At 58.7% G+C, this 24,018-nt stretch carries 19 protein-coding genes; 3 read left to right on the forward strand and 16 right to left on the reverse strand.

What is annotated here, in order from left to right; all coding sequences use genetic code 11:
* Positions 1 to 80: 80 nt before the first annotated feature.
* The 8 genes from LPW11_RS19285 to LPW11_RS19320 all read right to left on the reverse strand — a co-directional run bounded on the left by LPW11_RS19285 (position 81) and on the right by LPW11_RS19320 (position 6,799).
* Positions 81 to 1,202, reverse strand: coding sequence for a pilus assembly protein TadG-related protein (locus LPW11_RS19285; protein ID WP_230995495.1), 1,122 nt, complete (start codon positions 1,200 to 1,202; stop codon positions 81 to 83).
* Entirely contained in the window at positions 1,181 to 2,641 is a 1,461-nt protein-coding gene (locus LPW11_RS19290; RefSeq protein WP_230995496.1) for a type II and III secretion system protein family protein, read from the reverse strand. Before LPW11_RS19290 ends, LPW11_RS19285 begins: the two co-directional genes overlap by 22 nt.
* Positions 2,642 to 2,733: 92 nt before the next feature.
* Positions 2,734 to 3,600 (reverse strand): Flp pilus assembly protein CpaB, encoded by an 867-nt coding sequence (gene cpaB / locus LPW11_RS19295; protein ID WP_230995497.1) that lies wholly within the window; start codon positions 3,598 to 3,600, stop codon positions 2,734 to 2,736.
* Positions 3,601 to 3,627: 27 nt separating this feature from the next.
* Positions 3,628 to 4,011 (reverse strand): TadE/TadG family type IV pilus assembly protein, encoded by a 384-nt coding sequence (locus LPW11_RS19300; RefSeq protein WP_230995498.1) that lies wholly within the window; start codon positions 4,009 to 4,011, stop codon positions 3,628 to 3,630.
* 101 nt (positions 4,012 to 4,112) lie between these two features.
* Positions 4,113 to 4,310 (reverse strand): Flp family type IVb pilin, encoded by a 198-nt coding sequence (locus tag LPW11_RS19305; RefSeq protein ID WP_230995499.1) that lies wholly within the window; start codon positions 4,308 to 4,310, stop codon positions 4,113 to 4,115.
* Between the two features lie 154 nt (positions 4,311 to 4,464).
* A complete protein-coding gene (locus LPW11_RS19310) occupies positions 4,465 to 5,100 on the reverse strand; it encodes an outer membrane beta-barrel protein (RefSeq protein WP_230995500.1) in 636 nt (211 codons plus the stop codon).
* A 545-nt stretch (positions 5,101 to 5,645) separates the two neighbouring features.
* Complete coding sequence (gene mutM / locus LPW11_RS19315) at positions 5,646 to 6,458, reverse strand: bifunctional DNA-formamidopyrimidine glycosylase/DNA-(apurinic or apyrimidinic site) lyase (protein WP_230995501.1); 813 nt, start codon at positions 6,456 to 6,458, stop codon at positions 5,646 to 5,648.
* A 170-nt stretch (positions 6,459 to 6,628) separates the two neighbouring features.
* Positions 6,629 to 6,799: a hypothetical protein gene (locus LPW11_RS19320; protein ID WP_230995502.1), complete on the reverse strand. Its 171-nt coding sequence runs from the start codon at positions 6,797 to 6,799 to the stop codon at positions 6,629 to 6,631.
* Positions 6,800 to 7,442: 643 nt separating this feature from the next.
* Between LPW11_RS19320 and LPW11_RS19325 the strand changes: the two genes are divergently transcribed.
* Positions 7,443 to 10,115, forward strand: coding sequence for a PAS domain S-box protein (locus tag LPW11_RS19325; protein WP_230995503.1), 2,673 nt, complete (start codon positions 7,443 to 7,445; stop codon positions 10,113 to 10,115).
* Positions 10,116 to 10,188: 73 nt separating this feature from the next.
* Here the strand turns inward: LPW11_RS19325 and LPW11_RS19330 are convergent, their stop codons facing one another.
* The 7 genes from LPW11_RS19330 to LPW11_RS19360 form a co-directional block, all read right to left on the reverse strand.
* The gene (locus LPW11_RS19330) at positions 10,189 to 11,100 is read right to left on the reverse strand and encodes an electron transfer flavoprotein subunit alpha/FixB family protein (RefSeq protein WP_230995504.1); all 912 of its coding nucleotides are present in this window, start codon (positions 11,098 to 11,100) and stop codon (positions 10,189 to 10,191) included.
* A 25-nt stretch (positions 11,101 to 11,125) separates the two neighbouring features.
* The gene (locus LPW11_RS19335; RefSeq protein ID WP_230995505.1) at positions 11,126 to 11,902 is read right to left on the reverse strand and encodes an electron transfer flavoprotein subunit beta/FixA family protein; all 777 of its coding nucleotides are present in this window, start codon (positions 11,900 to 11,902) and stop codon (positions 11,126 to 11,128) included.
* A 34-nt stretch (positions 11,903 to 11,936) separates the two neighbouring features.
* Positions 11,937 to 13,958 carry a heterodisulfide reductase-related iron-sulfur binding cluster gene (locus LPW11_RS19340; protein WP_230995506.1) on the reverse strand — a complete coding sequence of 674 codons (2,022 nt, stop codon included), beginning with the start codon at positions 13,956 to 13,958 and terminating at the stop codon, positions 11,937 to 11,939.
* A 144-nt stretch (positions 13,959 to 14,102) separates the two neighbouring features.
* Positions 14,103 to 15,881, reverse strand: a complete 1,779-nt coding sequence (locus LPW11_RS19345; protein ID WP_230995507.1) for an acyl-CoA dehydrogenase family protein — start codon at positions 15,879 to 15,881, stop codon at positions 14,103 to 14,105.
* A 29-nt stretch (positions 15,882 to 15,910) separates the two neighbouring features.
* Entirely contained in the window at positions 15,911 to 17,083 is a 1,173-nt protein-coding gene (locus LPW11_RS19350; RefSeq protein ID WP_230995508.1) for a thiolase family protein, read from the reverse strand.
* Between the two features lie 46 nt (positions 17,084 to 17,129).
* Complete coding sequence (locus LPW11_RS19355) at positions 17,130 to 19,517, reverse strand: 3-hydroxyacyl-CoA dehydrogenase/enoyl-CoA hydratase family protein (RefSeq protein ID WP_230995509.1); 2,388 nt, start codon at positions 19,515 to 19,517, stop codon at positions 17,130 to 17,132.
* 50 nt (positions 19,518 to 19,567) lie between these two features.
* Positions 19,568 to 21,382, reverse strand: coding sequence for an AMP-dependent synthetase/ligase (locus LPW11_RS19360; RefSeq protein ID WP_230995510.1), 1,815 nt, complete (start codon positions 21,380 to 21,382; stop codon positions 19,568 to 19,570).
* 417 nt (positions 21,383 to 21,799) lie between these two features.
* Here LPW11_RS19360 and LPW11_RS19365 point away from each other — a divergent pair, with 417 nt between their 5' ends.
* Positions 21,800 to 22,420 carry a lytic transglycosylase domain-containing protein gene (locus tag LPW11_RS19365; protein WP_230995511.1) on the forward strand — a complete coding sequence of 207 codons (621 nt, stop codon included), beginning with the start codon at positions 21,800 to 21,802 and terminating at the stop codon, positions 22,418 to 22,420.
* A 162-nt stretch (positions 22,421 to 22,582) separates the two neighbouring features.
* Here the strand turns inward: LPW11_RS19365 and LPW11_RS19370 are convergent, their stop codons facing one another.
* On the reverse strand, positions 22,583 to 23,137 hold the full coding sequence (locus LPW11_RS19370; protein ID WP_230995512.1) for a DNA-3-methyladenine glycosylase: 555 nt from the start codon (positions 23,135 to 23,137) through the stop codon (positions 22,583 to 22,585).
* A 187-nt stretch (positions 23,138 to 23,324) separates the two neighbouring features.
* Between LPW11_RS19370 and LPW11_RS19375 the strand changes: the two genes are divergently transcribed.
* Entirely contained in the window at positions 23,325 to 23,876 is a 552-nt protein-coding gene (locus tag LPW11_RS19375) for an acyloxyacyl hydrolase (protein ID WP_230995513.1), read from the forward strand.
* Positions 23,877 to 24,018 lie beyond the last annotated feature (142 nt).

Consider the following 24,018-nt stretch of genomic DNA (forward strand, 5'->3'; position numbering starts at 1 on the left):
GCTTAGATCAGGCATGCCCGAGCCTGCGCCTTTGCTTAAAAACCTAGGTTCTCTCCTCTGTTGGTGGTGAATTTCTTTTGTCAGTCAGCTAGCGTAGGAATGGCACCAAGCAATTTGTAACTTTCTTCACACGACACACATTCAATGGCAGAAATGACGATGTCGTTTTCACCTCCGCTGCAAGGACTTGCCTTGCCCGTTGGCGCGCTATAGTCCCTGCACGCTTTTCCTACACCAGAGCCGCAGGCCCGTGTCAATGTGATCCTCGCATAACCTTTGACGGGGACTGTATCTGGCTGCTTGGAAGGGTCGTCAACATCGGCAACAGGTACAATAAGAGTCCAGGTCGACACTACACCGTCTACAATTGTCTTGTTCTTGCTGTCATACTCGGGGTCGTAAAAGCTTGCCTCGTAATCTTTAAAGACATCAGCAGCGACACCGTTGGAGGTGTACAACAACTCGTTGCAGACATCGACATCAGGCACGTAGTCCTTACAGATAAGAGCCCTCACCACCCCGGGAGCCGGGCCATCCCCAGCCGAGGTTGACTTCACCAGCAACGAGGTCCACGCCATGTTCCCGTTATCCGGGGCAAGAGCAAGGCCTCCCGCCGGTATCGCCCCAGGATTGCAGGTGAGTCTGCTAATCATGAAGTATGCACCCGCTCGTGGCTTCCGCTGCGCAATGGCCGTTGCCGCAACTCCAATTGATGGGTGTCCGAAAAGGGAGGCGAAAAAAAGATCAACCTTGGACTGTAGCTCAGGATCGTTGGTGTTCTGCGTCCTTCGCACCTGTACCTGGACTGCGTTGATAGGGCGTGGTGGCGTACCGGCAGGATCTCCGCCCGGCAGATAGGCTGGATTGAGCTTTCGGTTGAAGTTGCCAACTGTTATGTCGTTGGTGTCTGAAAGTGTGTTGGTGCCGTTGTTCTCTATCTTTACCGGACTTCCTGCTGCATTGTTGCGATGAGCGGTAGACATCGCATAAAACCTTACGAGATTGTAGTCTGGAAGATACGCGGCACCTGCCAAAGCAGCAGCGTCCGCCGCTGTCTGCAGTTGCGACTTTGCGACGTGCCGGTATCCCATGTCGACTGCCAGGGCCACAAAAGCAAAGAGCATGATCAGAAGGACGGCCACGTACACCATGACCATCCCCTTCTCATTGCGGCCGATGGTTACTTTGGCATCGGTATCCATTGCAGCTCCTTTTCCTGCTCCGGAGTGAGCGGCTTGTCGGTCGGAAGCGGAGGGACGTCACCCGGTGCGTTGGGCTTTGCAATCCTTGGGGTGATGAAAAATACAAGCTCCTTTTCCTTGATATCATCTTGTGTCGATCTGAAGAGCGCACCAAGAATGGGAATATCGCCCATTAGCGGCATTTTAGACATGGTCTTTATCCTGTCCTCCTGCAGCAGTCCCGCGAGAACCAGGCTCTCGCCATCCCGAAGCTGCACCCGGGTGCGTACTTCACGGGTGTCGATGATGGGATAGCCATTCACCGCGAGGGTCCCCGCAATACTGCTCACCTCTGCCGGGTCGATTTTCAGAGAAATAAGTCCGTTTTCCATAACCTCCGGCTTGAAATTCAACTTGATCCCTACGTCGATGAACTGGATCGTGGTCCCGGACACGGCACCCACGCCGGTAACGATGGAAATCGGTATTTTGCTGCCGGCCAGGAACTTGCCGATCTGTCCGCTCTTTACCAGCAGGTTCGGCTCCGCGAGTATCTTTGCCATGTTCTTGGTAGCCAGAGCCTTGAGGACCGCGCCGATTCCCTCCTTAAACATGGAGATACCGAACTGGTACTGATCAATAGGATTAAAGCTGGCGAGTCCGGGAAATTGCCCGGCAATGCCGGTGAATTTCGTCCTCGTGCCATCCTTGTTGATCTCCAGCTCTCCGGAAGGTGCTCCTACCTGGTTGCTGAACCCCTCTCCACTGGAGCCGCGGATAAAGATGCTGATGCCGAGAGATTTCAGGGCGGACTTGTCTACCTGGGCCACCTTGACTTCGAGAAGCACCTGCTGCGGATCGTCGATCACGATGTGGTTCAGCACCTTCGCGCTGGGCCCCTTACCGTCGCCCTGCCCGCCCAATCCCGACAGAGTCAGCGGCTGAAACGATGAAAGAGAGGTATCTAGGCCGTTGTCGACAGGTCTGCTATCGCCGGCACCCTCGGCTGTTGCGGCATAGGCTTTGGCAACCTGCACTACCTTGGAAACCGTCTCTTCGTTGGTGGCTTTTCCTGACAACACGATGGTATCGTTTGCGTAGTCCACCTTGATGCTGTCGTTGGGGGCTATTTCCTGTATCTGGCTTTCCAGCAGCGCACAGTCGCCTTTTACGCGGATGTCGAAAAAGGAGGTGTTTCCCCCAACATCCCAGACAATAAGGGAGGTGGAGCCAATTTTTTTGCCATTGATCTGCAACTGGGTAGGAGAGATCACCACGAGTTCGGCGATCTCCGGTGCGGCGATGGAGACGCGCTCGGACTTTTTTTGCAGGGTGAGCAGCGCGCTTTTATGTACCACAACATCGGTGGCGATGTTCGCACTGGCAACCCCGGGAAAGGAGAGGACCAGCAAACAGGCTATTAGCAAGTAGAGGGTCTTTACCGTTTGTACATTTTTCATCCGTCATCCCTCCCCAAAGATTTCAACACAACTCAAACTAAAAACAGACTCAGCGGCTCAAACTCAAGGCAACTGGAACAACGAAAGGCACTTCATTCAGGAAAGTCACGGGTAGACTTTGCTCCTCCCTTTATGACCTCCATCGTAAATCGCGCTTGGACTGGAGCAGATGCGACCGCGCGGTGCACGGCGGGCTGACGCGGAGCCGCCACAGTGCGTGTTACCACTACCGGCCTCTGAAGCCCAGTCACGCCGAGAGCCTTGGCAACAGTGGCCCCCCGTGTATCGACAGAAGCAACATCGACCATGTTTCGAAGCAGCAATTGAAGTGTTCCTTTTTTCGCCCCCACGATGAGTTTTTCTGCATCGTCAGGAACGAGATCGAGCGTTACCGTGGGCACCACGGCCGGTTTTCCTTCCCTTTGCTCGGTCACCTGCCCGGTGGCCAGCACCGGCACATTCTGCAGCATGATCTTGCTGATACTGTCCTTGTCATCCGTTGAACCAGGTGTCGGCGTCGTCAGCACCACGTCCACCCTACTGCTGGGGCTGATAAAACCTGCCACACCGGCCACCTCGTTTACGGAGACGGTAACGGCGCGATGTCCCTGGGGAACCATATAGGTCATGATGCCTCCCGAGGTATTGATCGGCATCAACTTCGCCTGGGTGATGACATCGCCCGCGCTCACCGGACGCACCATCACCCGCCCCACTAGGGCATTGGGATCGGTACAGTAGTCACGAGGGAGCGCCTCCTTGGGCCACTTGGCTACCTTCACGTTTGAAGGATCGAGCTTCGTGCCGATGGCAAGATCCACGGCTGCCGAGACTACGGGCACGCCCTGGTATTGTTTCACACCTTGTTTTTTAAGGTAGTTGTAGGCAAAAAGAGAGGCGCTCGCACCGAGCAGGAGTGCCAGCACAGTTACAACCGTCACAGCGTTCGGCCTGGTCATGAGATCCTCCGGGACTGCACTTCGTAGTCATAACTCATAGATCATTTTTGCTTGAGCCTTTAAAGTTATTCCGTTTAGGGCTTCGATCAAAGGCACCACAGGACTAAATGGCAGGCTTATAGCTACAGTAATGGTTTCTCCATGAGCGGGAGAGGCAGGGGTAATCGAGATTGCAAGCCCATTCTGGTCAAAGGGAATGGAGGCTTTTATATTGGCTGAGATTGATCCTACATCCAGTGGCTTTTCACTAACAGCTGCTCTTCGGACTCCCTCTCGGGCAGCTTGAGTCAGTGTATTAGTAATGTACATAGCCCTGCCAAACTCCGTGATGCCGAACAGCACGAGCATCAAGAACGGGAGCACAAGGGCCATTTCCACCAGTGCGGATCCTCTTTGGTCTCGTAGTTCCATGTCCTTGCCTCATTTTAAGCTGGTGCGAGAAACGTTGCTCAACATCAGCTTTCGTGGAGGGGGAAGCCCCCTCCCCCTCCACTGTTTCTCCTGCTACACAACTACTGCGGCGTCACACCTAATTTCTGTGCGATGGTCGTAAATTCATTCTTCGTGCCGGTTCCAACAGCCGTTACTGCAGCTAATGCCACTACTGCTATTAGGGCCACCATGAGGGCATACTCAACCATGGTTGCTCCCTTCTCGTTTTTCACCACGGAGCGCAACTTTTTCATCACGTTTTTCATCTTGGGACACATAGCTTCTCCTCCTTTTGGGTTAGTGCTGCTGTCGAAGTTTAGCTTCCGCTGCTCTGGGGCTCGTCAGCCCTCACGTCACCAATTACCCTCTGCGACTTCTGCTGCTGCCCAACGCTGTCTCCCGGCCGGCCAGGGAAATGCGTAGGTGAAGACACTAGTTGAGGAAAAACCTGACTCCGAAGAGACCTACAAAGGTGATGGGGCTAAAGTTCGCTACGGTACTCCCGGCAGATTTGACATCGGCGTCCGGAAAAAGGAGAGCGCGCAGGTCAAGGTTGAGCGCAATCGACGGCGTGATGAAGTAGTCGCCTCCGACGTGCACATGCCCCCCTACCACCGTATCCACGTCACCATTGCGGCCACTGACATCCTCTACATCGCTGAAAAGAACATCTACTCCTGCGCCGAGGTACGCTGCCAGGTCATCGGACACGTTGTTGCGCAACTGAAACCCTACATAGACATCGGTGCTGGAGATCGACAACACCTCCACGCCGCCATTTTGGTAGTCAGTATCAGGCTGGTACAGAGCACCGGCCTCCAGCGCCACTATGGGAGTCAGCCCAAACATAAGGCTGCCACCACCGATAAAGCCGCCGTCAGGCTTCAATTCACGATCCGTCAGTCCATGGGACGCGGCAAACGCGGGGGTGTAACTACTCTTTTGAGCAGCGGTGAAGCCCAACTGTCCCGTTATGCCGAAGCGTCCTTCTATACTTCCAGCGTGCGCCACCCCGCCGGCAAGGGCTAGAAACGTCATAGCAGCGAGTAGAGCCTTCCATTTCCTCATATGCCGCCCCTTTCTTTTTGACTGCAGGATCACACTGCGTACGCCGCATCCCTACGCACAGCCTCAGGCGATGCAACCACGGATGGACTCATCCCGCTACCAAAGTCGCATTTTGGAAGTTGCCGGCTGACGAGCTTCCTTCACCGTTCGCGTGCCTATTGCTATATCACTGGAATTTGCAGAAGGTAGACAGCATATATAGACACGTACCACGTGCATGGTTAACGTGACGTATTAGGTGCTGGCTCTTTTTTTGATTCGATACGGGCAGCAAAGCAGGAATGTTTTACTACGACTCCTATTCATTTATAAAAGTTCATATATCAAGTAAGTCGTAGTGTAATGTATCTGTAGGTGTTCGCAATGGATGGTTTAGCTAAAGGTGAGAATTTATTTCTAAATTATACAGTGCGGGATAAGGCTCTATTACTGAAGATATACGGTTCTCTCTGCAAGAAGCGATAAGGCATCTGACATCAAAAACTCCTTTAACAGGACGGCAGACGAGGACAGGCTGTTCGGAGGGGTACCTCTTATGGTGACCCTCACTTCTGGCACCGGCCACAGAAAAAGGTGGACCGGTTACCGAGCCTGCCCCTTTGGATGATATCTTCACACACCCTGCACGGCTCCCCCTCCCGGTCGTAAACGTTCAGTTCCTGCGGAAAATAAGCTAGCCGTTCCTCCTCTGCGCAAAAATCCATTGTTGCACTTCCCACTGCAATGGAAGTGGCCAGCACTTCCTTGATCTTTTGCACCACGGTGTGGCACTGCGCCTCAGAAAGATCTGCGGCGATGGTGGTGGGGAGTATTCCACTCGCGAAAAGGGACTCCGCGGCGTAGATGTTTCCAACTCCCGCCACGACGGCGGCGTCCATTATAAATCTCTGGATGGCGACCCTCCTTCGTCTTGTGCGACCAAAGAGATAAGCGCCGGTAAATCCATCCGTCAGCGGTTCGGGACCAATGCATGCGAGGAGAGGATGCTGCAGCGGATTACTGGCAGTCCAGTGCACACGTCCAAAGAGCCGCACGTCATTCAGGCGCAGCTTCATCCCAGAGCTGAGGAGGATGTCGACATGGTCGTGCTTTCCAGGCGTGCGGTCGCCATTGACGAGACGCAGGTGCCCTGTCATGCCGAGATGCAGGAGCAGCGCCCCCCTGGCAAAGCTGAAGACGAGATACTTGCCACGGCGCTCCAGCGCCAATACAGACTCCCCCGCCAGGGTGTCACTGAGGTCGGGTGGAACAAAGGACCGAAGCTTCGGGCTGTGGATGGATATCTCCTGGATGGCGTTGCCGACTACGTGATGGCGGATGCCGAGACGGGTAACCTCTACCTCGGGCAATTCGGGCATAATAAAACCTCTCGCGTGCGGGTATGATTGCGGCTCCATATTGTCACAAATGCGGGAGGTTTGCCAATAAGCTTCACTGCGCGTGTAGGTGCGGTAGGGCTGGGTGAGTGTTTCGAGGGAATGGGAGGTGGGAGAAAGGGGATGACCATTCTCCCACCTCAAGCGAGGGCTCACGGGGAGACAACTGTCGTTTCAACTGGAGAAAGGTGCGGCGACATGTCTTCCAGGGTGAAGAATGCACCGACACAGATCGCTACAACCAATGCGAGCATGATGGCATATTCCCAAATCATGCTTCCTCTCTTTTCTTCCTGAGCCGAATGAGCTTGCATAGTTTTCATGGCGACCTCCAGTTCCCATTCATGTTACATCCGCTCCCTACACCAAGCTTTCTTCCAGTCGTACCTGGCCCCGATCTAGCGTGGCGAAAGATGTCGGCATCTTTCATAGTTACCTCCGTGATGTTGGATTTGACGACATCACCAGACATCCAGCCTGATCTTCCTGTAACTGCCGTTCGCGTATTTTTTGGGGTGAAAATCAGATAGTACTACCTCGTCACGCAACGATTGTTCCAAGGCTAATTTATGAAAATTACTTGTCATTCTGCCTGTACTGTAGCCCAAATGCCTAGCTACCTGTGCAGCAGGCGCACACGGGATGGGCGCGCCTGGATTGGGCGCGGGAGCTCAATAGGTTGCAATGCCATGAGAGTATGAGGACGTTTATGAGCTAGGACATGAGAGAACTGTGAATGAACGGCTCCGTGCTGGAATAGACAGCTATGAGTGCAGCGAGTAAACTTTTAAAAGTTGAGTTGGAAGAATTCTTCTTGCCAAATGACAGTCACAATGAGTATAAATAAGTTATCGTCGATTAATGTTTATGTGAAATCCCTTGCTGAGGGGCTCGAAAATGCGATAACTGAGTATTTATCTGTCCTGATCTGCCGACTCTGTCAGGAGCGTTACCAAGGGGGGGCATATGGAGCCAAAGACGATACAAAAGATGCATATATCGCGCGACACGCTTTGCGCCATTCTTGAGAGGCTACCTGTTGCAGCGTTTTTCCAGGACGGCGACGTTGTGCATCTCAATAGCGCTGCAGAGGAACTGACCGGGTACGGCAGCACCGAGATTGGTTACGACAAGGAGTGGTTCAACACTCTCTACCGCAAGAGCATGGAACGCTGCCGCGATGGTGGGAGCCGCTCCCCGCACCGGGAGGTCCTGGTGCGGAAAGATGGATCAGTGAGGCTCGTCGATTGCCTTGCTGGCGACGACGGCATTTTGCTCCTGCACGATGTCACCTGCCACAAAAGCCCCCCCTCTCCTTCTTTCCAACCCGACGGTGTCGAACATCCGAAAACAGTTCCGGTTACCCTTCTCGATCTCGTGGCCATCGTTTCACTCGATGGCCGCGTGAGGGAGATGCACGGTGCCTGGGAGGAGATGCTCGGCTATCAAAAGGAAGAGCTCCTCGATCGCTCCTTCACCGAATTCGTACATCCTGACGACCTCGAATCTGCCGTGCACTCTTTCGAGGCCCTCCTCAAGGACGTGCCCGTCCTCAATGTATCCATCCGTGCTCGCTGCAAGGACAACAGCTACCGGTGGCTGGAGTGCAAGGCGCTCCCCCCGGACCACCAGGGATTGATCTACGCCAACTTCAAGGACATAACCACCCAAAAAGAGCTGGAGCAGACCTTGCGCCACCGGGAGCGGCTCTTCCGAGGTCTCTTCCACAACGCCCCTGTCGGGATCTATCAATCCGACGCCGACGGAAAGCATTTCATCGCGAACCAGCGCTGGTACGAGTATGCCGGTGTTTCGGCAGAAGCAATTTCACCGCGCGGGTCTGATTTCTCTGCAAGTGAAAGGGATCGCGAGCGCATCTCTTCCATGTGGAAAAAAGCGCTCGAGTCAGGGAAGGAATGGTCCTCCGAATACAGCTACCGCACTGCGAACGGGCGGCGTGTGTGGGTGCATGGAACTGCGCTGCAGCTGCTGGACGAAAAGGGCGAAATCATAGGGTACCTTGGGTGCAACGTCGACATCACCGAAAGGAAGTTGGCTGAGGAGGCGCTCCGAAAGAGCGAACACCGGTTCCGGCTGGCAATGGAAGCGACAAATGACGGTCTGTGGGACATCGACCTGGAGACGAAGCGCGCCTACTACAGCCCGGGGTGTTATCGCATGCTCGGCTACGATCCGGTAAAGGACAAGAGGTCGGACGAGGAGTGGCTCGAACTGGTGCACGCGGAAGATCTCCCCCGGACGGTGGAGGCTTACCGGAAGTGCGCCGAGAACAGGACGGCGGGGTTCGAGGTGGAGTCCCGGATGCGCTCCAAGGATGGGACCTGGAAATGGATCCTCAGTCGCGGAAAAGCCGTCGCTCCCGACCTGAGCGACCGCCCTCCCCGGATCGTCGGAACCTTTGTCGATATCAGCGACCGGAAGATGATGGAAGAGATGCTCCGCAAGGAGCACGAGCTCTTGAACCTCATCACCGAGACCAGTCCCGTCGGCATCCTCTTCATCGAGAGGAGCGGCAGGATCCCCTTCGTCAATCCCCGCATGGAAGAGATCACCGGCTTCACCAGAGAAGAGCTGAAGGCGCGCGGCCACGCCATCATGCTGGAGCGCCTTTCCTCGCCGGAACGGGACGCTCTCAATCCTGAGCAGATTCCTTCGCAACGCGCCATCGCCACCGGGGGCTCCCAGCGAGACGTCTGCCTCACCTTCCGGCGGAAAGACGGCCGCCATATTCTCCTTTCCATAAACTCCGCCCCCTTTCTCGATGCCGACGGCGAGATCGGCGGCGTAGTGGAAACTATCGAGGACGTAACAGAGCGGAAGGAAGCTGAACAGGAGACGCGACGCCTGAACGAAGAACTGGATCTGAGGGTGATGGAGAGGACAACGCAGCTGAACCTCGCCAAAAGGGAAATGGAGTCCTTCAGCTATTCCGTCTCCCACGACCTGCGTGCGCCGCTGCGCCACATAAACAGCTACTGCACGATACTGGAGGAGGACTTCGCCGACGCCCTGCCACTGCAGGCGCACCACTATCTGGACCGCATCTGCGCCGCCAGCACCAGAATGGGAAAACTGATAGACGACCTCTTGAAGCTCTCCAGGATCAACCGCGCCGAAATGAAGCTCGGCCCCTTCAAGATCAGCAAGATCGCGCAGGAGGTGGCGGCCATTCTGCGTGAGGAGTACGCCGGGCGCGACGTGCAGTTCGAGATTGCGGATGGACTTGTGGCGAAAGGGGACCGCTTCCTGGTTCGCCAGGTGCTGGAGAACCTGATGGAAAATGCCATGAAGTACACCTCGAAGCACGCCACCGCGCGCATCGAGTTCGGCAGGACCATGATCGACGGGAAGCAGGCCTTTTATGTGAAGGATGACGGCGCCGGGTTCGACATGGCGTACGCGGACAAACTCTTCCAGCCCTTCCAGAGGCTCCACGGCTCCGAATTCGAGGGAACCGGTATAGGACTCGCTACGGTGAAGCGGATTGTCGAGCGGCACGGCGGGCGGGTGTGGGCATACGGCGCGGTAGACGAAGGAGCAGCCTTCTACTTCACCCTCTCAGGCCCCGGACGCGGCGTAGCGAGTGGCGAACGGCATGGCGAGGGGATGGCTGCATGAAACGACTCACCCCCTGACGTTCCGAACGGCAGGGGGTGGAGATTGAGGCGACAAAAGCTGGGGACAAACCTATTTACTTCCCGACCTTCGCCGTAAGTGCCTGCACCAGTGGAATCACATCCGCTACCACAAGGACGTCTGCTATCTCACCGATCGGGGCTTCCTTGTCCTTGTTGATGGCCACCACAAACCCGGACCGCTTCATCCCCGCCAGATGCTGGATCGCTCCAGAAATGCCGCAGGCGATGTACAGCTTCGGGCTCACCGACTGCCCCGTTGTCCCGACTTGCCGGCTGTGATCGACCCAGCCAGCGTCCACCACGGGGCGGCTGGCAGCCAGCTCACCGCCGAGGGCCCGCGCCAGAGCCGCGATCACCTCCACATTTTCCTGTTTCCCGATGCCGCGCCCAGCGCTCACGATGATGTCGGCCCGTCCCAGGTCCACCGTCTTCGCCTCTGCCGGCTGGTACCCCGCAAAGGCCACCCGCGTCTCCCCACTCCCCTCCAGCGGAATTACGGAAGGGGTTTCGTCAGTCACGATCGCAGAAAAGGCTCCGAGCTGAATGGTGATCACTCCACGGGAGCCGCTCGTTTTCACCGCCCGGCGCATCTTCCCATTGCACGCGCCCGTTTCGAAGCCGTCTTCGGTGATGGCGACGACCTCAGAGACCTGGCCGCACTTCAGTCGCGCCGCCACCCGCGGCGCCAGATCCCAGCCGTACGAGGTGTGGAGGAAGACGATGTAATCGGGATCTTCCTTTTCGACCGCAGTCAGCACAAGCTGACGGTGCAGGTCCGGATTGTATTCACCGTATCTCTCGGCGTCCGCGAGGTACACCTTCCCGCCGAAAGGAGGCGCAGCGGCAGGATCGCCCACCAGCACCATGGCACTTTCCGCCCCGAGCTTCGCTGCAAAGCCGGCGAGCTCATAGGTCGCCTCGAAAAGCTTCCCTTCCCTTTGTTCTGCTACAAGTAGCGCCTTCATGCCATTGCCTCCCACCTTTCCGCACCTACCGCACCACGGAGGTTTTTTCCTTCAAGACCGAATAAAGCTTCGTCGCGAGGTCCCCCGCCTCCCCTTCAAGGATCATCCCGGCTCCCTTCTTGGCAGGAGGATAAAAGCTCACGGTTTGAGCCAGGGGGGCTTCCGTGGAGAGATCCGCCACAGGGATGACATCGAGCTCCTTCTTCTTCGCCTTCATGATGTTGGGAAGTGTCGGATAGCGCGGCACGTTGAGCCCCAGCTGGCAGGTCACCAGCGCCGGGAGGGGAAGCTTCACGATCCCTTTTGTCCCCCCTTCAAGCTCACGACGCGCGGTGACGACTCCATCGGCGTATTCGAAGCCGACGAGAGTCGTGGTGCAGGCATAATCGATAAGCTCCGCGACGGTCACCCCCACCTGCGCCGAGCCCCGATCCTGAGACTGGACACCGGTAAAGATGATGTCGAAGCCCTTCCCTTTCGCGAAGGCGGCTATGATGGACGCCACCTGCCACGGGTCCTTCAGGTGTACCTCGGGATCCTTCACGTGAACGCCGCGGTCGCACCCCATCGCCAAAGCCTTCTTGATCGCCTCCACGACCCGGTCGGGCCCGATGGAGAGTACCGTGACGTCGGCCGAGTCCCCCACCTGCTCCTTCAGCCGGATAGCCTGCTCCACCGCGTACTCGTCGAACTCGTTCATGCGGTAGGCAAGATCCGTCTCCGAGTACCAGACACCATTCTTGTCCGGAATAAAGCGCGACTCCATATCCGGCACCTGCTTCACGCACACCAAAATCTTCATGGCCCCTCCCCTGCTATTACCACTCGTCCTCTCGTCACGCCTTTGGCGGCGTCGCCGGCGGGGTTGGCGTGCCCAGCCGGCTCGCCACTATTTCCGCCAGGTCTTTCACCACGATCTTCCCTTCAAACCCGCCGGTCTTGATGCCGTCCTCGAAGGTGCTGAGGCAATAGGGACAGTTCGATACCAGCATCGGCGCCCCCGTCCCGTGCGCCATCCCCACCCTCTTCTCGTTTATCCTCGTCCCCACCCGCTCCTCGGCAAGGATCCTGCCGCCGCCAGAGCCGCAGCAGAAGCTTTCGTAACGGGAAGCACCCATCTCGCGGATCCCGCCGCCGCACGCCTTCAGGAGCTCCCGCGGCTCATCGATGATATCCATGTACCTGCCGACGTAGCAGGAGTCGTGGTAGGTGAGGTCAAACGCCTCCGGGCGCAGGGTGAGCCGCCTGTCGCGCAGGAGCGTGTGCATGAAGCGGGAGTAGTGCTCCACCTCGACCTCTTTCTCCAGCCCCAGATCCCGGTAGTCGCGCCTGAGGGTATTGAAGCAATGCGGACAGGTGGTGACGATCTTCTTCACGCCGTACCCCTGAAAGAGCTCGATGTTCTCCCTGGCGAGCATCTGGTAGAGGTACTCGTTGCCGAGCCTTCGCACCGGGTCGCCGCAACACTTCTCCTCCTTGCCGAGAATCCCCACGCGCACCCCTGCCGCATTGCAGATGCGCAGGAAGTTCTTCGCGACCTCCTTGTTGCGCCTGTCAAAGGACGCAAAGCACCCGGCAAAGTACAGAATGTCGACGTCCCTCTCTTCCGCCATTACCTTTACATCGAGCCCCTGCGCCCAGTCGCCGCGGGAGGCGTAGGCGAGCCCGAAGGGGTTGCCGTTCACCTCCAGGTGCCCCACAGCGCTGCGCACCTCCTCGCCGGGGAAGGCCCCCTCCATGAGGGCGAGCTCCCGCCTCATCTCCATGATGATATTCACATGCTCGATCCCCGCCGGACATATCTCCTGGCAGGCGCGGCAGGTGGTGCACTCCCAGAGCACCTCTTCCGTCACCCTGCGCACCATGTCCCCTTGCGGATCGTTGAACGCCATCTCCCCCACCTGCCGGACCACCTGCATCGGAGTGAGCGGCTTATCCGTGTTGTAGGCGGGGCAGCGGTCCTGGCACCTCTTGCAGACCGTACAGGCATCGGAGTCGTAGATGTACTTCCACGGAAGGTCGGGGACCTTCAGCGCGCCGTACTGATCGACCGTTTCGTCCTCCAGGTTCGGCGTCACAATCGTTCCTTTCGGCGTGAGATCGCTGAAGAAATAGTTCACGGAGGTGGTGAAGAGATGCCGCAGCTTTGTGAGCGGGATCGCGGCGATAAAGGTCATGGAGAGGAAGAAGTGAACCCACCAGAGGACCTTGTGCGCGAAGGCCAGGGAGCGGGGAGCTATGCCGACAAAGGCATAGCCGGCCAGGAGCCCCACAGGTGAAAAGCGCGCGAGATCCGGGTTCACCCCGATCTCGGTAACAGCCATCCTCAAAGCCTCCACGATGAATCCGGTGATCAGTATGGAGAAAATGAGCGCGTGCATGAAGTAGTCGTCCCACACCGTGTCGAGCCCGTGCGGTTTCACCACGAAGCGCCGCACCAGCAGTCCCCCCAGCATGAGGATCGCTAATCCACCGGCGATGTCGAGGGTGAGGGAATAGATCTCGTAAAAGGTTCCCCTCAGAAAGCGGAGCCCGAACAAGGGCTGGCTGAAGTCCACCTGGATCATGATGAGGAGTGTGCCGATGAAGAGGAGGAAGAACCCCCAGAAGAAGAAGGCGTGGAGGCTGCCGGGGCCGGGGACGCGCAGCACCTGGAGTTGCGTGAAGACGTTCTTGAGGAATATGGAGATGCGCCTGGGGATCTGGTCCCGGCGGTGGAGAGGCTTGCCGAGCTTGTAGACCTGCACCCTTCGGTAGAAGCCAAAGACGACGGCGGCGAAGGTGAGCGCGGTGAAAAAGTACATAGGCAGCAGCACGCCCAGGCCGACGTTCCAGTAGATCTGTCTAGACGCTTCCATAGCCACCTCGAATCACTCAGAACACTTTGGAAATGTTGCACATGTAGGCCGGAATAAGCGAAGCGTTTCCGGCGTTCGCGCTGCCGTCAGCTGAGTGATGCCGGGAACGCCTGCGGCTTATCCCGGCCTACATTTCACAATGAGCTAAAAGATATATTTCTCCGCTGCGCTTGCCGCGGCGGCGAGTTCGCGTTTGGCCGACAGGAGCCCGCTGGCGTCGTACTTGGTAAATCGCCTGATCCCGCTCAGGAGAATCGTGAGGGTGTCCCCCTCCTCCGCATAATAGGCAGCCTTGCGTGCTGCGGTGGCGCACCGCTCCGCCGCGGTAAATGCAAAGGACTTCACAGCGGCCGAGACCGCTCCCTTTTTCCCCTCGCTCGCCGCGGCAAGCATCTTCTCCGCGCGCAGCACTGCACTTTCCAGGGCAAAGACGTTGATGGCGATGTCGGCAAGGGCCAAAAGAAGCTCCTGCTCCTCCTTTATCTTTAACAGAAATTTCTGGGCAGCCGCGCCCGCCACCACCAAAAATGCCTTTTTCAGGTTCGCCAGGAGCGCCTTTTCCCGGGCAAAGGGAAGGGATTCGTCTGTCTCCTCAAAGGAAGGGGTGGAGAGAGCCTCAAATGCCTTCATCGCTTCCCGCGAAAGGGGCAGTTCCCCCTTCATGCTCCGCGCGAGCATTATCCCCGGGATCAGGAGCCGGTTGATCTCGTTGGTCCCCTCAAAGATCCGGTTTATCCGTTCGTCGCGGTAGTAGCGCTCCGCCGGGTACTCCTGAATGAAGCCGTACCCCCCGAAGATCTGCACGACCTCGTCCGCGGTGTGCGCCAGGACCTCGCTGCAAAATACCTTTGCGACGGCGCACTCCACCGCATACTCCTCCACCCCGCGCTGGTACGCGACGTAGTAGTCAGCGGTTTCCTTCGGGATCGTGGCGAGGCGGTCGTCGATGAGCCCGGCGAGGCGGTAGACGAGCGATTCCGCGGCGAAGATTTCCGCGGTGAGGTCGGCGATCTTCTCCCTGATCGCACCAAAGGAGGCGATCGGCTGGTCAAACTGCTTGCGCAGGTTCGCGTAGCGCAGCGCCTCTGCCAGCGCATTTTTCGCGGCGCCGGTGACCGCTGCGCCGAGCTTGAAGCGCCCGACGTTCAGGACGTTGAAGGCGATCTTGTGCCCCTTCCCTATCTCTCCCAGGAGGTTTTCCACCGGCACCCGCGCATTTTCCAGGATGACCTGCGTGGTGGAGGTCCCCTTGATCCCGAGCTTCTTTTCCTCCGGCCCGACCGAAAGCCCTTCCGTGTCGCGCTCCACCAGAAAAGCGGTGAAATGCTCCCGGTCCACCTTGGCAAAAATGGTGAAGAGGTTCGCGATGCTCCCGTTGGTGGTGAACTGCTTCGTACCGTTCAGGAGGTAATACTTCCCGTCTTCCGAAAGGGTGGCGCTGGCCTTCGCACTCAGGGCGTCACTCCCGGAGCCGGGCTCGGTGAGGCAGTAGGCGGCGATCCACTCGCCGCTCATGAGCTTGTGCAGGTAGCGGTCCTTCTGCTGATCTGTGCCGTAATACACGAGCGGGAGGGTCCCTATCCCGGTGTGCGCGGCGTAGACGACGGAAAAGGAGCCACTGGCGGCAAACTTCTCCGCAACCAGCATGCTGGTGGCCTTGTCCAGCTCCAGCCCGCCGTACTCCTCCGGCGCATCGATCATCAGGAGGCCGAGCTCCCCGCAGCGCTTCATCAGGTGCACCACGTGCTCGAAATTCTGGTGCTCTATCTCTTCCCGCAGCGGCACCGCTTCGTTGCGGACGAACTCCTCCGTGGTCTGGGCGATCTGGCGCTGCTCGTCGGTGAAGTCCTCCGGAGTGAAGACCTCATCCTTCGCAGCCTCGGCTATCAGATACTCCGCACCTTTGAAGATTCTTCCTGGCATACGGCACCTCGACCTGGCTCACCTACCCCCTACATCTTCTCAAAAATCCCGGCCGCCCCCATCCCCCCCCCGACGCACATGGTGACGCAGCCGTAGCGCACATCTCGGCGCAGCATCTCGTGCAGGAGGGTTGCCGTCAGTTTGGCGCCTGTGCAACCGAGCGGGTGCCCCAGTGCGATCGCGCCGCCGTTCACGTTGAGCCGCGAGAGGTCGAGCCCCAGCGTGCGCGTGCAGGCGAGCGTCTGCGCGGCAAAGGCCTCGTTGAACTCTATGAGCCCGATATCGTCCATCGTGAGGCCGGCGAGCTTCAGGGCGGCGGGTACCGCTTCTATGGGGCCGGTACCCATGACCTCAGGCGCCACACCCTTCACGGCGTAGGCCAGGAAGCGTGCCAGCGGCTTCTGGCCAGTCCGCTCCAGGAACTCTTCGGAGACGACCAGAGTTGCCGCGGCGCCGTCAGTCATCTGTGAGGAATTTCCTGCGGTAATGGAGCCGGTGGACTTGAAGGCCGGCTTCAGTTTCGCCAAGGAGGCTGCATTGGTATCGCCTCGGACCCCGTCATCCGCCGTCACGACTTCCTTCACGCAGCGCATCTTGCCGTCGACCATGGAGCAGCTCTGCGCTTCGACAGGTATGATCTCCGCCTCGAACCTCCCCTCCCTTACCGCCGCGGCGGCCTTTGCATGACTGGAGGCGGCGAATTCATCCTGGTCCCCGCGGGAGACGTCGTAGCGCTGCGCGAGGAGCTCTCCTGTGATCCCCATGGCGGCGTACGTCTCCGGGTATCCGGCGACGAGGCCGGGATTGGCGCTGAACTTGTTCCCTCCCATGGGGATGAGGCTCATGCTCTCGGTGCCTCCGGCGATGATGCAGTCGGCAAAGCCAGCCATGATCCGTTCCGCCGCCGAGGCGATCGTCTGCAGCCCCGAGGAGCAGAAGCGGTTCACCGTCTGCGCCGGCACCTGGTAAGGCACCCCCGCCTTCAGAGCCGCGACGCGTGCCACATTCATCCCCTGCTCCCCTTCCGGGAAGGCGCACCCGATGATGATGTCGTCGATCTTTGAGGGATCTATCCCCGTCCTTTCTATGAGACCCGCGATCACAGAAGCGGCAAGGTCGTCGGGGCGCACGTCCTTCAGTTTCCCCTTCCGCGCCTTCGTTCCCGGTGTACGGAATGATGCCAGGATGTATGCCTTTTTCATCGCTATCTCCAAACGGGCCCCCGCAGGAGGAAAGGGGACAGTCCCCTCAGTTCCTCAGCGCCTTCCCCTTTTTCAGCATGTGCTGGATCCGCTCCAGCGTCTTTTTCTGCCCGCATAGTTTGAGGAAAGCCTCCCGCTCGAGCTCCAGCAGGTATTCCTCCGTAATCCGCGTCCCCCCCGGCACATCCCCCCCGGTTATGACATCCGCAATCGTCGCGGCGAGATAGTGGTCGTACTCGGAGATGTAGCCGCCCTGCTCCAGGTTCCACAACTGCACCTTCATGCTCGCCGCAACGCTCCGACCCGGCGCCTTCAGATCAGTCTCCGGCGCCCCCGGACGGTAATTCGCCGCGAGCGCAAGCGCCTTCAGCTTCGCGTCGTGGATCAGCCGGTCCATTCCCATGGTCACGGTGTCGCCGTGGCGCAGATATCCGAGCCCGTAAAGCTCGGCGGCGGAGGTACTCACCTTCGCCATCCCGATTTGCTGGAAGTGCTTGAATATGAATGGCGCCACGTCGGCCTCATTCTCCTCCGCAAGCTTCATCGCTCGAAGCGCCATCTCCTTTGTGCCGCCGCCGGCAGGCAAAAGCCCCACCCCGATCTCCACCAGCCCCATGTAAGTCTCCGCATAGGCGTTTATGGCGTCGGCATGGAGGCACGTTTCGCAGGCGCCGCCGAGCGCGAGGTTGTGGGGAGCCGCCACCACCGGGATCTTGCTGTACTTCAGCGCCATCATCCCCTTCTGGAATGACTTTACCGTCAGGGCAATCTCGTCGTAGTCCCCCTCGGCGATCGCCGTCGCCAGGAGCATGAGATTCGCACCTGCCGAGAAGAGAGTGCCCTGGTTCCCGACCACCAGTCCCGCACCGTCCCGCTCGGCGCGCTGTACCGCCTTGTGCATCATGGAGAGGATGTCCGGGCCGATGGTGTTCATCTTCGAGTGGAACTCGAGGCAGAAGATCCCGTCTCCGAGGTCGACGATCGAGGCGCCGCTGCTCCTTTCGATTTCTCCGCCGCTTCTTTTCAAGACCGTCAGGCTCACCCTTTCCGGAGTCGTCGGCACGGGGCGGAAATCACCATCGGGAATGGAGTAGTAGCTGTCCGCGGCTCCTTCGCGGCGATAGAAGCGCTCCACCTTTTTCAGAAGCTCGGGAACCCCCGCTCCATCGACCTCTGCGCGCTTCACAAAGGCGGGCACCCCCAGGGCATCGAGGATCTCGAACGGTCCCAGCTCCCAGTTGTACCCCCATTTCATGGCGTTATCGATGTTCACCACGTCATCGGCGATCTCGGGGATCCTCTTCACCGCGTAGATCAGCGTGTCGCGCAGCACCCGCCAGGCGAAGAGGGAAGCGTTGTCTCCGCCTGAGATGAGAGTTCTGAGCCGCTCCGCGGGATCGTCTATCCCCTTCGCCGCCTGCACCGATGGAAAGGTTGGTGCAGCCGATTCCCTGTACGACCCGCTCCGGTAGTCGTAGAAGTACCGCACCGTCTTCCCTTCCCGCTCTTCCTTGCAGTAGTACCCCTTCCCCACCTTCTTCCCCAGAAGCCCTTCCTGCACCATGTGAGCAGCATGCTCCGGCACACGGAAAACCTCGCGCTCGTCGTCCGTTACCAGCGAGCGGAAGGCGTTTTCCGTCACATGAAGCACCGTGTCCAGCCCCACCAGGTCCCACAGGGCAAAGGTCGCCGTTTTGGGGCGAGCCATGGGGACGCCCGTTATGGCGTCCACCTCCTCCACCGTGAGCCCCGTTTCCAGCATGTGCTTCATGGTGATCGCTCCGGCATAGGTGCCGATGCGGTTGGCGATGAAGTTCGGCGTGTCCTTCGCAAAGACGACCCCCTTCCCGACCCGCTTTTGAAGGAAATGGGCCATGAAAGAGACCACCTCTGGGTCCGTCTCCCTGCACGGCACAATCTCCAGAAGCCGCATGTAGCGCGGAGGGTTGAAAAAGTGGGTAACCAGGAAGCGCCGCCTCACCGGCTCGGGAAGTGCGGCGGCCATATCGTTCACCGACAGTCCGCTGGTGTTGCTCGACAGGATGGCGCTGTCTTTGAGGTGAGGCACAACCTTTCCCTGAAAAAGCGCCGTCTTCACCGCCATGTTTTCCACCACCGCCTCGATGATCCAGTCGCAGGTGCCGAGCTTCCCCGCATCATCCTCGAAGTTGCCGATCTCGATGTTCTTGGCATACGCGGGGAGAAAGAGAGGGGCGGGCTTTGCCGACTTCAGCTTCTCCACAGCGGTCGCGGCGATGTGGTTTCGCACCGCGGGGTCGTGAGTCGTGAGGCCGTGCTTTTTCTCCAATGCGTCAGGCTCGTGCGGCAGGACATCGAGGAGGAGCACCTGGAGCCCGGCATTGGCAAGATGCGCAGCTATGCCCGCCCCCATGACACCGGCTCCCAGGACTGCGACCTTCTCTATCCTCTGCATCGGATGCCTCCGCTTGGCGTCCCCCCCTTGGCGAGGAGGGAGATGTTGAGCTAGTTCACATTCTCGTTGTACATCCGCTCGATCTTGCTGCGGTACTTCTCGCTGATGACCTTTCGCTTCAGCTTCAGGGTTGCGGTGAGCTCGCCGTCCTCGATGGAGAAATCGCGCGGCAGGAGGACGAATTTCTTCACCCTCTCGTACTGCGCGAGGTTGGCGTTCACCCCTTCCACCCGCTCGGCGAAAAGGGCCCTCACCTGCTCGTTCATCACCAGGTCCTCGAGGTCGTAGTAGTGGATCTTCTTCTCCTTCGCGAACTCGAGGAGACGCTCCACGCGCGGCACGATAAGCGCGGAGACGAACGGCTTCCTGTCGCCGTGCACGTATGCCTGCGAGATGTACTTGTCGAGCTTCAGGGCGTTCTCGATCGGCTGCGGCGGAATGTTCTTTCCCCCCGAGGTGATGATGATCTCCTTCTTGCGGTCGGTGATGTAGAGAAAATCCCCGTCGAGGCGCCCGATGTCTCCGGTGCGGAACCACTCGCCGTCGATCGCCTCCGCGGTCGCCTCCGGCTCGTTGTAGTAGCCGTGCATGACTTGCGGCCCCCTGACCAGGATCTCACCGTCCTCCTCGATGCGAAAGTGGGTCTCCTCCAGCGCCGTCCCGACCGATCCGAAGGCGAGCCTCTGGAAGTTGTTGATGCTCACGACGGGGCTCGTCTCGGTGAGCCCGTACCCCTCGAAGATGGGGAGTCCGATGATCCAGAAGAACTCGTTGATCGTCTTTTCGAGCGGCGCACCGCCGCTGCAGCAAAACCGGAGGTTGCCGCCGAAGCGTCCCTTGAACTTTCTGAAGATGATAAGGTCCGCGAGCCGGTATTGGACCCTCAGGAGAAACGGAGGCTTTATCTTTTGCAGGTAACGCTCGCTTATGTAGCGCTGGCCGATGCCGAGGGCAACGTCGAAGAAGTGCTGTTTCCACAGGGGGAGTTCGTGGACCGTGTCGATGATGCGGGAATAGATTTTCTCCAGGAGGCGCGGAACAGTCATCATCACCGTCGGCCGTACTTCCATCAGGTTCTCCGGCAGCTTCTCGATGCTGTCGGCAAAGGCGAGTATGCTCCCGAGCATTACGCACAGGTAGTATCCAGCGGTGCGCTCGAAGATATGACTCAACGGAAGAAAGCTCAGGAACGTCTCCTGGTCCGTGATGCTCCCGATTTTTTTGGCGCTGTACCATGCGTCGAACATGATGTTGCCATGGGTGAGCATCACCCCCTTCGGCGTCCCGGTGGTACCGGAGGTGTAGATGAGAGTAAGAAGGTCATCCGGCGACAGCGTCTCGATGAGCGCCTCCAACTCGGCCCTCTCCTCCTGCAAAATAGGCTCGTCTATCTCCGAAAGCTGATAAAAGCTCGTCAACGGGAGCCTCTCTTCCCCGAGAAAACGCTCGAAGGAGACCACGAGGCGCACCTGCGGGATCTGGTCCCGGATCTTCAACAGCTTGCTGTACTGGAACTTCCCGGAGACAAAGACGACTTTTGAGTTCGAGTGGTTCAGGTGGTATTCGATCTGGTGCGGCGTGTTGGTGGCGTAAATCGGGACGGTTACCCCCCCGGCGCACAATATCCCCATGTCCGCGATCACCCACCCGACCCGGTTCTCGGACAGTATCGCCACCCGGTCACCCGGCGCCACACCGACCTTGCGCAGGCCGCGCGCCGCCATAAGCGCCCTGTCGTAGAAGGCGGCATACGACAGCGTGACGTACTCTCCCTGCTTGCGGTACTTCAGGGCAGGCTTCTGGGCATACTTTTCCGCCTGCTTGCGCAACGCGTCAGGAAGAGATTTGAAAGGGATGCGTTCCATGAGAAGCCCGATGGTGGCGACAGTGGAATGTGGGAAATCAGTGTGAGCCGGCGGCGGATTTCCCCTGTCAAACGGCGGAGTTGCCGCGACGGCGATACTTACACGATACTCCTTTGCGCATCATTGCACCAGAGCGGGACGGAGCGTGGGCGGCGTCCGGAATATCAGCTTCGTGCGTCGCCCCCTTCCCGGAAATTTCTCGCCCAAGTGTAACACAAAAAGCCGTAGCGGCAGGATTGGCGCGCCTTTTGCCCGTGTTTGGACATCGCTGGATATATTCGATCCAGGTGTGGTAACATGCGGAAGATTTTTTGCGCTACACACGACGCCGCAACATCTGGCCATACCGCATGACGGACCTGATCGAGCAGACATCATGGATAAACCGAGGTGTCCAACCAATGGGAGCGTTTATTGATGGGGAAATGGATAAAGAGTGCAGCAATAGCCGTAGCAGCAGTCCTTCTTGCAACCGCAGCCGCCAAGGCAGATACACTCTGTTTCGATGAAGCAGGTAGCCTATACAGCATCAGTCCTCAGATACTTCGAGCCATCGCCAAAGTCGAATCGAACTACAACCCCGCAGCGATCAATAAGAACACCAACGGCACCTTTGACTACGGTGTGATGCAGATCAACTCCATCTGGGCCCCCACCCTCGGCACCGAGCGCTGGAATTCCCTCGGCAATGCCTGCACAAACATCAAGACCGGCGCGATGATACTGTCGGGATGCGTGAAGAAGTACGGGTACAACTGGCAGGCCATCGGGTGCTACAACAGCCAGACACCGGGAAAGAGGGAGCGGTACGCCAGGCGGGTTTTCAAGCAGTTGCAGCGGATCCAAAAGGATGAGAAGGAAGGAAAAGTGACGCAGGTGGCGGCACTGAAGGAGTCTGCGGCCCCCCCACCCGCCGTGGAAGCGCTTTCCGGGAAGAAAGGAAAGGTAGAACTCGCCGCAGCGTCGACAGCGCCGGAGACGCAGGTGGTGGAACTGGACAGTTCCTCGGTATTTGAAGTCGATAGGGGCGGGCTGTAATTTTCATCGATGTGAAATGTAGGCCGGAATAAGCGGAGCGTTTCCGGCATTCCCGGCCGGCATCGATCGGCTGGTGCCGACGCCGGGAACGCCTGCGGCTTATCCCGGCCTACAAGTTATGCCGGCTTACCTTCCGGTGTCATCGATCGGCTGCCGGGGGAGCTACTTCCTGGAGACGAACCTGTTTCCCCGAACGTAAAAGCGCAGCAGGCGCTCCGCCCAGGGACCGGCGTAGTCGACGCCTACGCGCGGCGCCTCCACTATGGAGAACGCCTCTGCCTTCGGAGGGGGCGCCAGGAAAAGCTCGTCCCCCTGCAGGTCACAGCTGTTCAGCGACCTGTCTATAGCAAGGGCCTTGCAGAGAAGGCCCGGCCCCTGCGTCCGCGCCGCGATATTCGCCACCGGCTCCAGCGCCCGCAGGAGCACTGCGGAACCACTCCCCTCCTGGTCGGTAACGACGTTCAGGCAGCAGTAAATCCCGTAGATAAGGTAGATATAGGCGTGTCCGGGAGGGCCGAAGAGCACGCTGGTGCGCGCGGTGAGCCCCTTGCTGGAGTGGGCGGCGAGATCGTGCGGGCCGAGATAGGCTTCAGTCTCCACGATCTTCCCGATGCGGAGCACGCCGTCCACCGGGCGGCAAAGGTACTGGCCGAGCAGATCGCGCGCCACCGTCACCGCGTCCCGCTCATAAAAATGAGATGGAAGTTTTGGACTCATGTCTACCATGTAGGCCGGGATAAGCCGAAGGCGTTCCCGGCATTGAAGTTAGCAATACTCCCTACCCCACCTTCCCCCCGTTCCTCCTCATAAAGCCACTCCTTTTCCGGGTCGTCATTGACAGCAAATAATGGGCCATTAGAATGAGTTTGGACGCTTTAGCTCAATGATACCCGGGAGAGACCTCATGAAGCACGGCAAAAACCTATTCCTTATCCCCCTTTTGCTTCTTCTGATCGTCTCGCTGGCTGTGCCGGGACATGCGGCGGACGAGGGGTGGCAGGCGGTCGGAGTGCGCTACGGCTTTTCCATGACGGAAAAGGACGAATATTTCCACCAATACGAGGTGTACACGGAGTATGGCCTGCCGTGGCACTGGCGCGGTGCGAGCGGCTGGGGGGTCTCCACCAAGTTCAACCTCGCACTCGGCGCGCTATACGGCGGGCATACCACCAGTTTCGTCGGCTCATTCGGTCCGAGCCTTGCCTTCGACAGGAACGGGCGCGGATTCCAGTTCGAGATTGGCCCCGACTTCGCGGTGCTCGGTCGCGACAGGTTCGGGAAGCAAAACTTCGGGGGGCTCGGTCTCTTCCAGGGGCACGGAAGCGTCTCCTACATCTTCGACAACGGCCTAGGGATCAGCTACCGCGCCCAGCACACCTCCAACGGCGGCATGTACGGCCCCGGAAATCCCGGCTACGACCTGCACATGTTCGGGGTGAGCTGGCACTTTCTCTAGGTGACCTCCGCTTCGATGGCACAAAAGGCCTGCCGCGCTCCCTTCGGCAGGCGTTTTTGTGTCTGGAGCCCATTTTGAGCGGGGATTGCAGCCGGCAGCTTCTTTGGCGTATCATTAGAAACGCGGCCCGCACCTTCCGGGC

This window comes from Geomonas sp. RF6, from assembly GCF_021044625.1.
In the GTDB taxonomy this organism is placed as follows: domain Bacteria; phylum Desulfobacterota; class Desulfuromonadia; order Geobacterales; family Geobacteraceae; genus RF6.

Excerpts from the sequence above, each read along its gene's own strand:
- LPW11_RS19285 (WP_230995495.1), bottom strand. The coding sequence starts at position 1,202 with ATGGATACCGATGCCAAAGTAACCATCGGCCGCAATGAGAAGGGGATG.
- LPW11_RS19290 (WP_230995496.1), bottom strand. The coding sequence starts at position 2,641 with ATGAAAAATGTACAAACGGTAAAGACCCTCTACTTGCTAATAGCCTGT.
- cpaB (WP_230995497.1), bottom strand. The coding sequence starts at position 3,600 with ATGACCAGGCCGAACGCTGTGACGGTTGTAACTGTGCTGGCACTCCTG.
- LPW11_RS19300 (WP_230995498.1), bottom strand. The coding sequence starts at position 4,011 with ATGGAACTACGAGACCAAAGAGGATCCGCACTGGTGGAAATGGCCCTT.
- LPW11_RS19305 (WP_230995499.1), bottom strand. The coding sequence starts at position 4,310 with ATGTGTCCCAAGATGAAAAACGTGATGAAAAAGTTGCGCTCCGTGGTG.
- LPW11_RS19310 (WP_230995500.1), bottom strand. The coding sequence starts at position 5,100 with ATGAGGAAATGGAAGGCTCTACTCGCTGCTATGACGTTTCTAGCCCTT.
- mutM (WP_230995501.1), bottom strand. The coding sequence starts at position 6,458 with ATGCCCGAATTGCCCGAGGTAGAGGTTACCCGTCTCGGCATCCGCCAT.
- LPW11_RS19320 (WP_230995502.1), bottom strand. The coding sequence starts at position 6,799 with ATGAAAACTATGCAAGCTCATTCGGCTCAGGAAGAAAAGAGAGGAAGC.
- LPW11_RS19325 (WP_230995503.1), top strand. The coding sequence starts at position 7,443 with ATGGAGCCAAAGACGATACAAAAGATGCATATATCGCGCGACACGCTT.
- LPW11_RS19330 (WP_230995504.1), bottom strand. The coding sequence starts at position 11,100 with ATGAAGGCGCTACTTGTAGCAGAACAAAGGGAAGGGAAGCTTTTCGAG.
- LPW11_RS19335 (WP_230995505.1), bottom strand. The coding sequence starts at position 11,902 with ATGAAGATTTTGGTGTGCGTGAAGCAGGTGCCGGATATGGAGTCGCGC.
- LPW11_RS19340 (WP_230995506.1), bottom strand. The coding sequence starts at position 13,958 with ATGGAAGCGTCTAGACAGATCTACTGGAACGTCGGCCTGGGCGTGCTG.
- LPW11_RS19345 (WP_230995507.1), bottom strand. The coding sequence starts at position 15,881 with ATGCCAGGAAGAATCTTCAAAGGTGCGGAGTATCTGATAGCCGAGGCT.
- LPW11_RS19350 (WP_230995508.1), bottom strand. The coding sequence starts at position 17,083 with ATGAAAAAGGCATACATCCTGGCATCATTCCGTACACCGGGAACGAAG.
- LPW11_RS19355 (WP_230995509.1), bottom strand. The coding sequence starts at position 19,517 with ATGCAGAGGATAGAGAAGGTCGCAGTCCTGGGAGCCGGTGTCATGGGG.
- LPW11_RS19360 (WP_230995510.1), bottom strand. The coding sequence starts at position 21,382 with ATGGAACGCATCCCTTTCAAATCTCTTCCTGACGCGTTGCGCAAGCAG.
- LPW11_RS19365 (WP_230995511.1), top strand. The coding sequence starts at position 21,800 with ATGGGGAAATGGATAAAGAGTGCAGCAATAGCCGTAGCAGCAGTCCTT.
- LPW11_RS19370 (WP_230995512.1), bottom strand. The coding sequence starts at position 23,137 with ATGAGTCCAAAACTTCCATCTCATTTTTATGAGCGGGACGCGGTGACG.
- LPW11_RS19375 (WP_230995513.1), top strand. The coding sequence starts at position 23,325 with ATGAAGCACGGCAAAAACCTATTCCTTATCCCCCTTTTGCTTCTTCTG.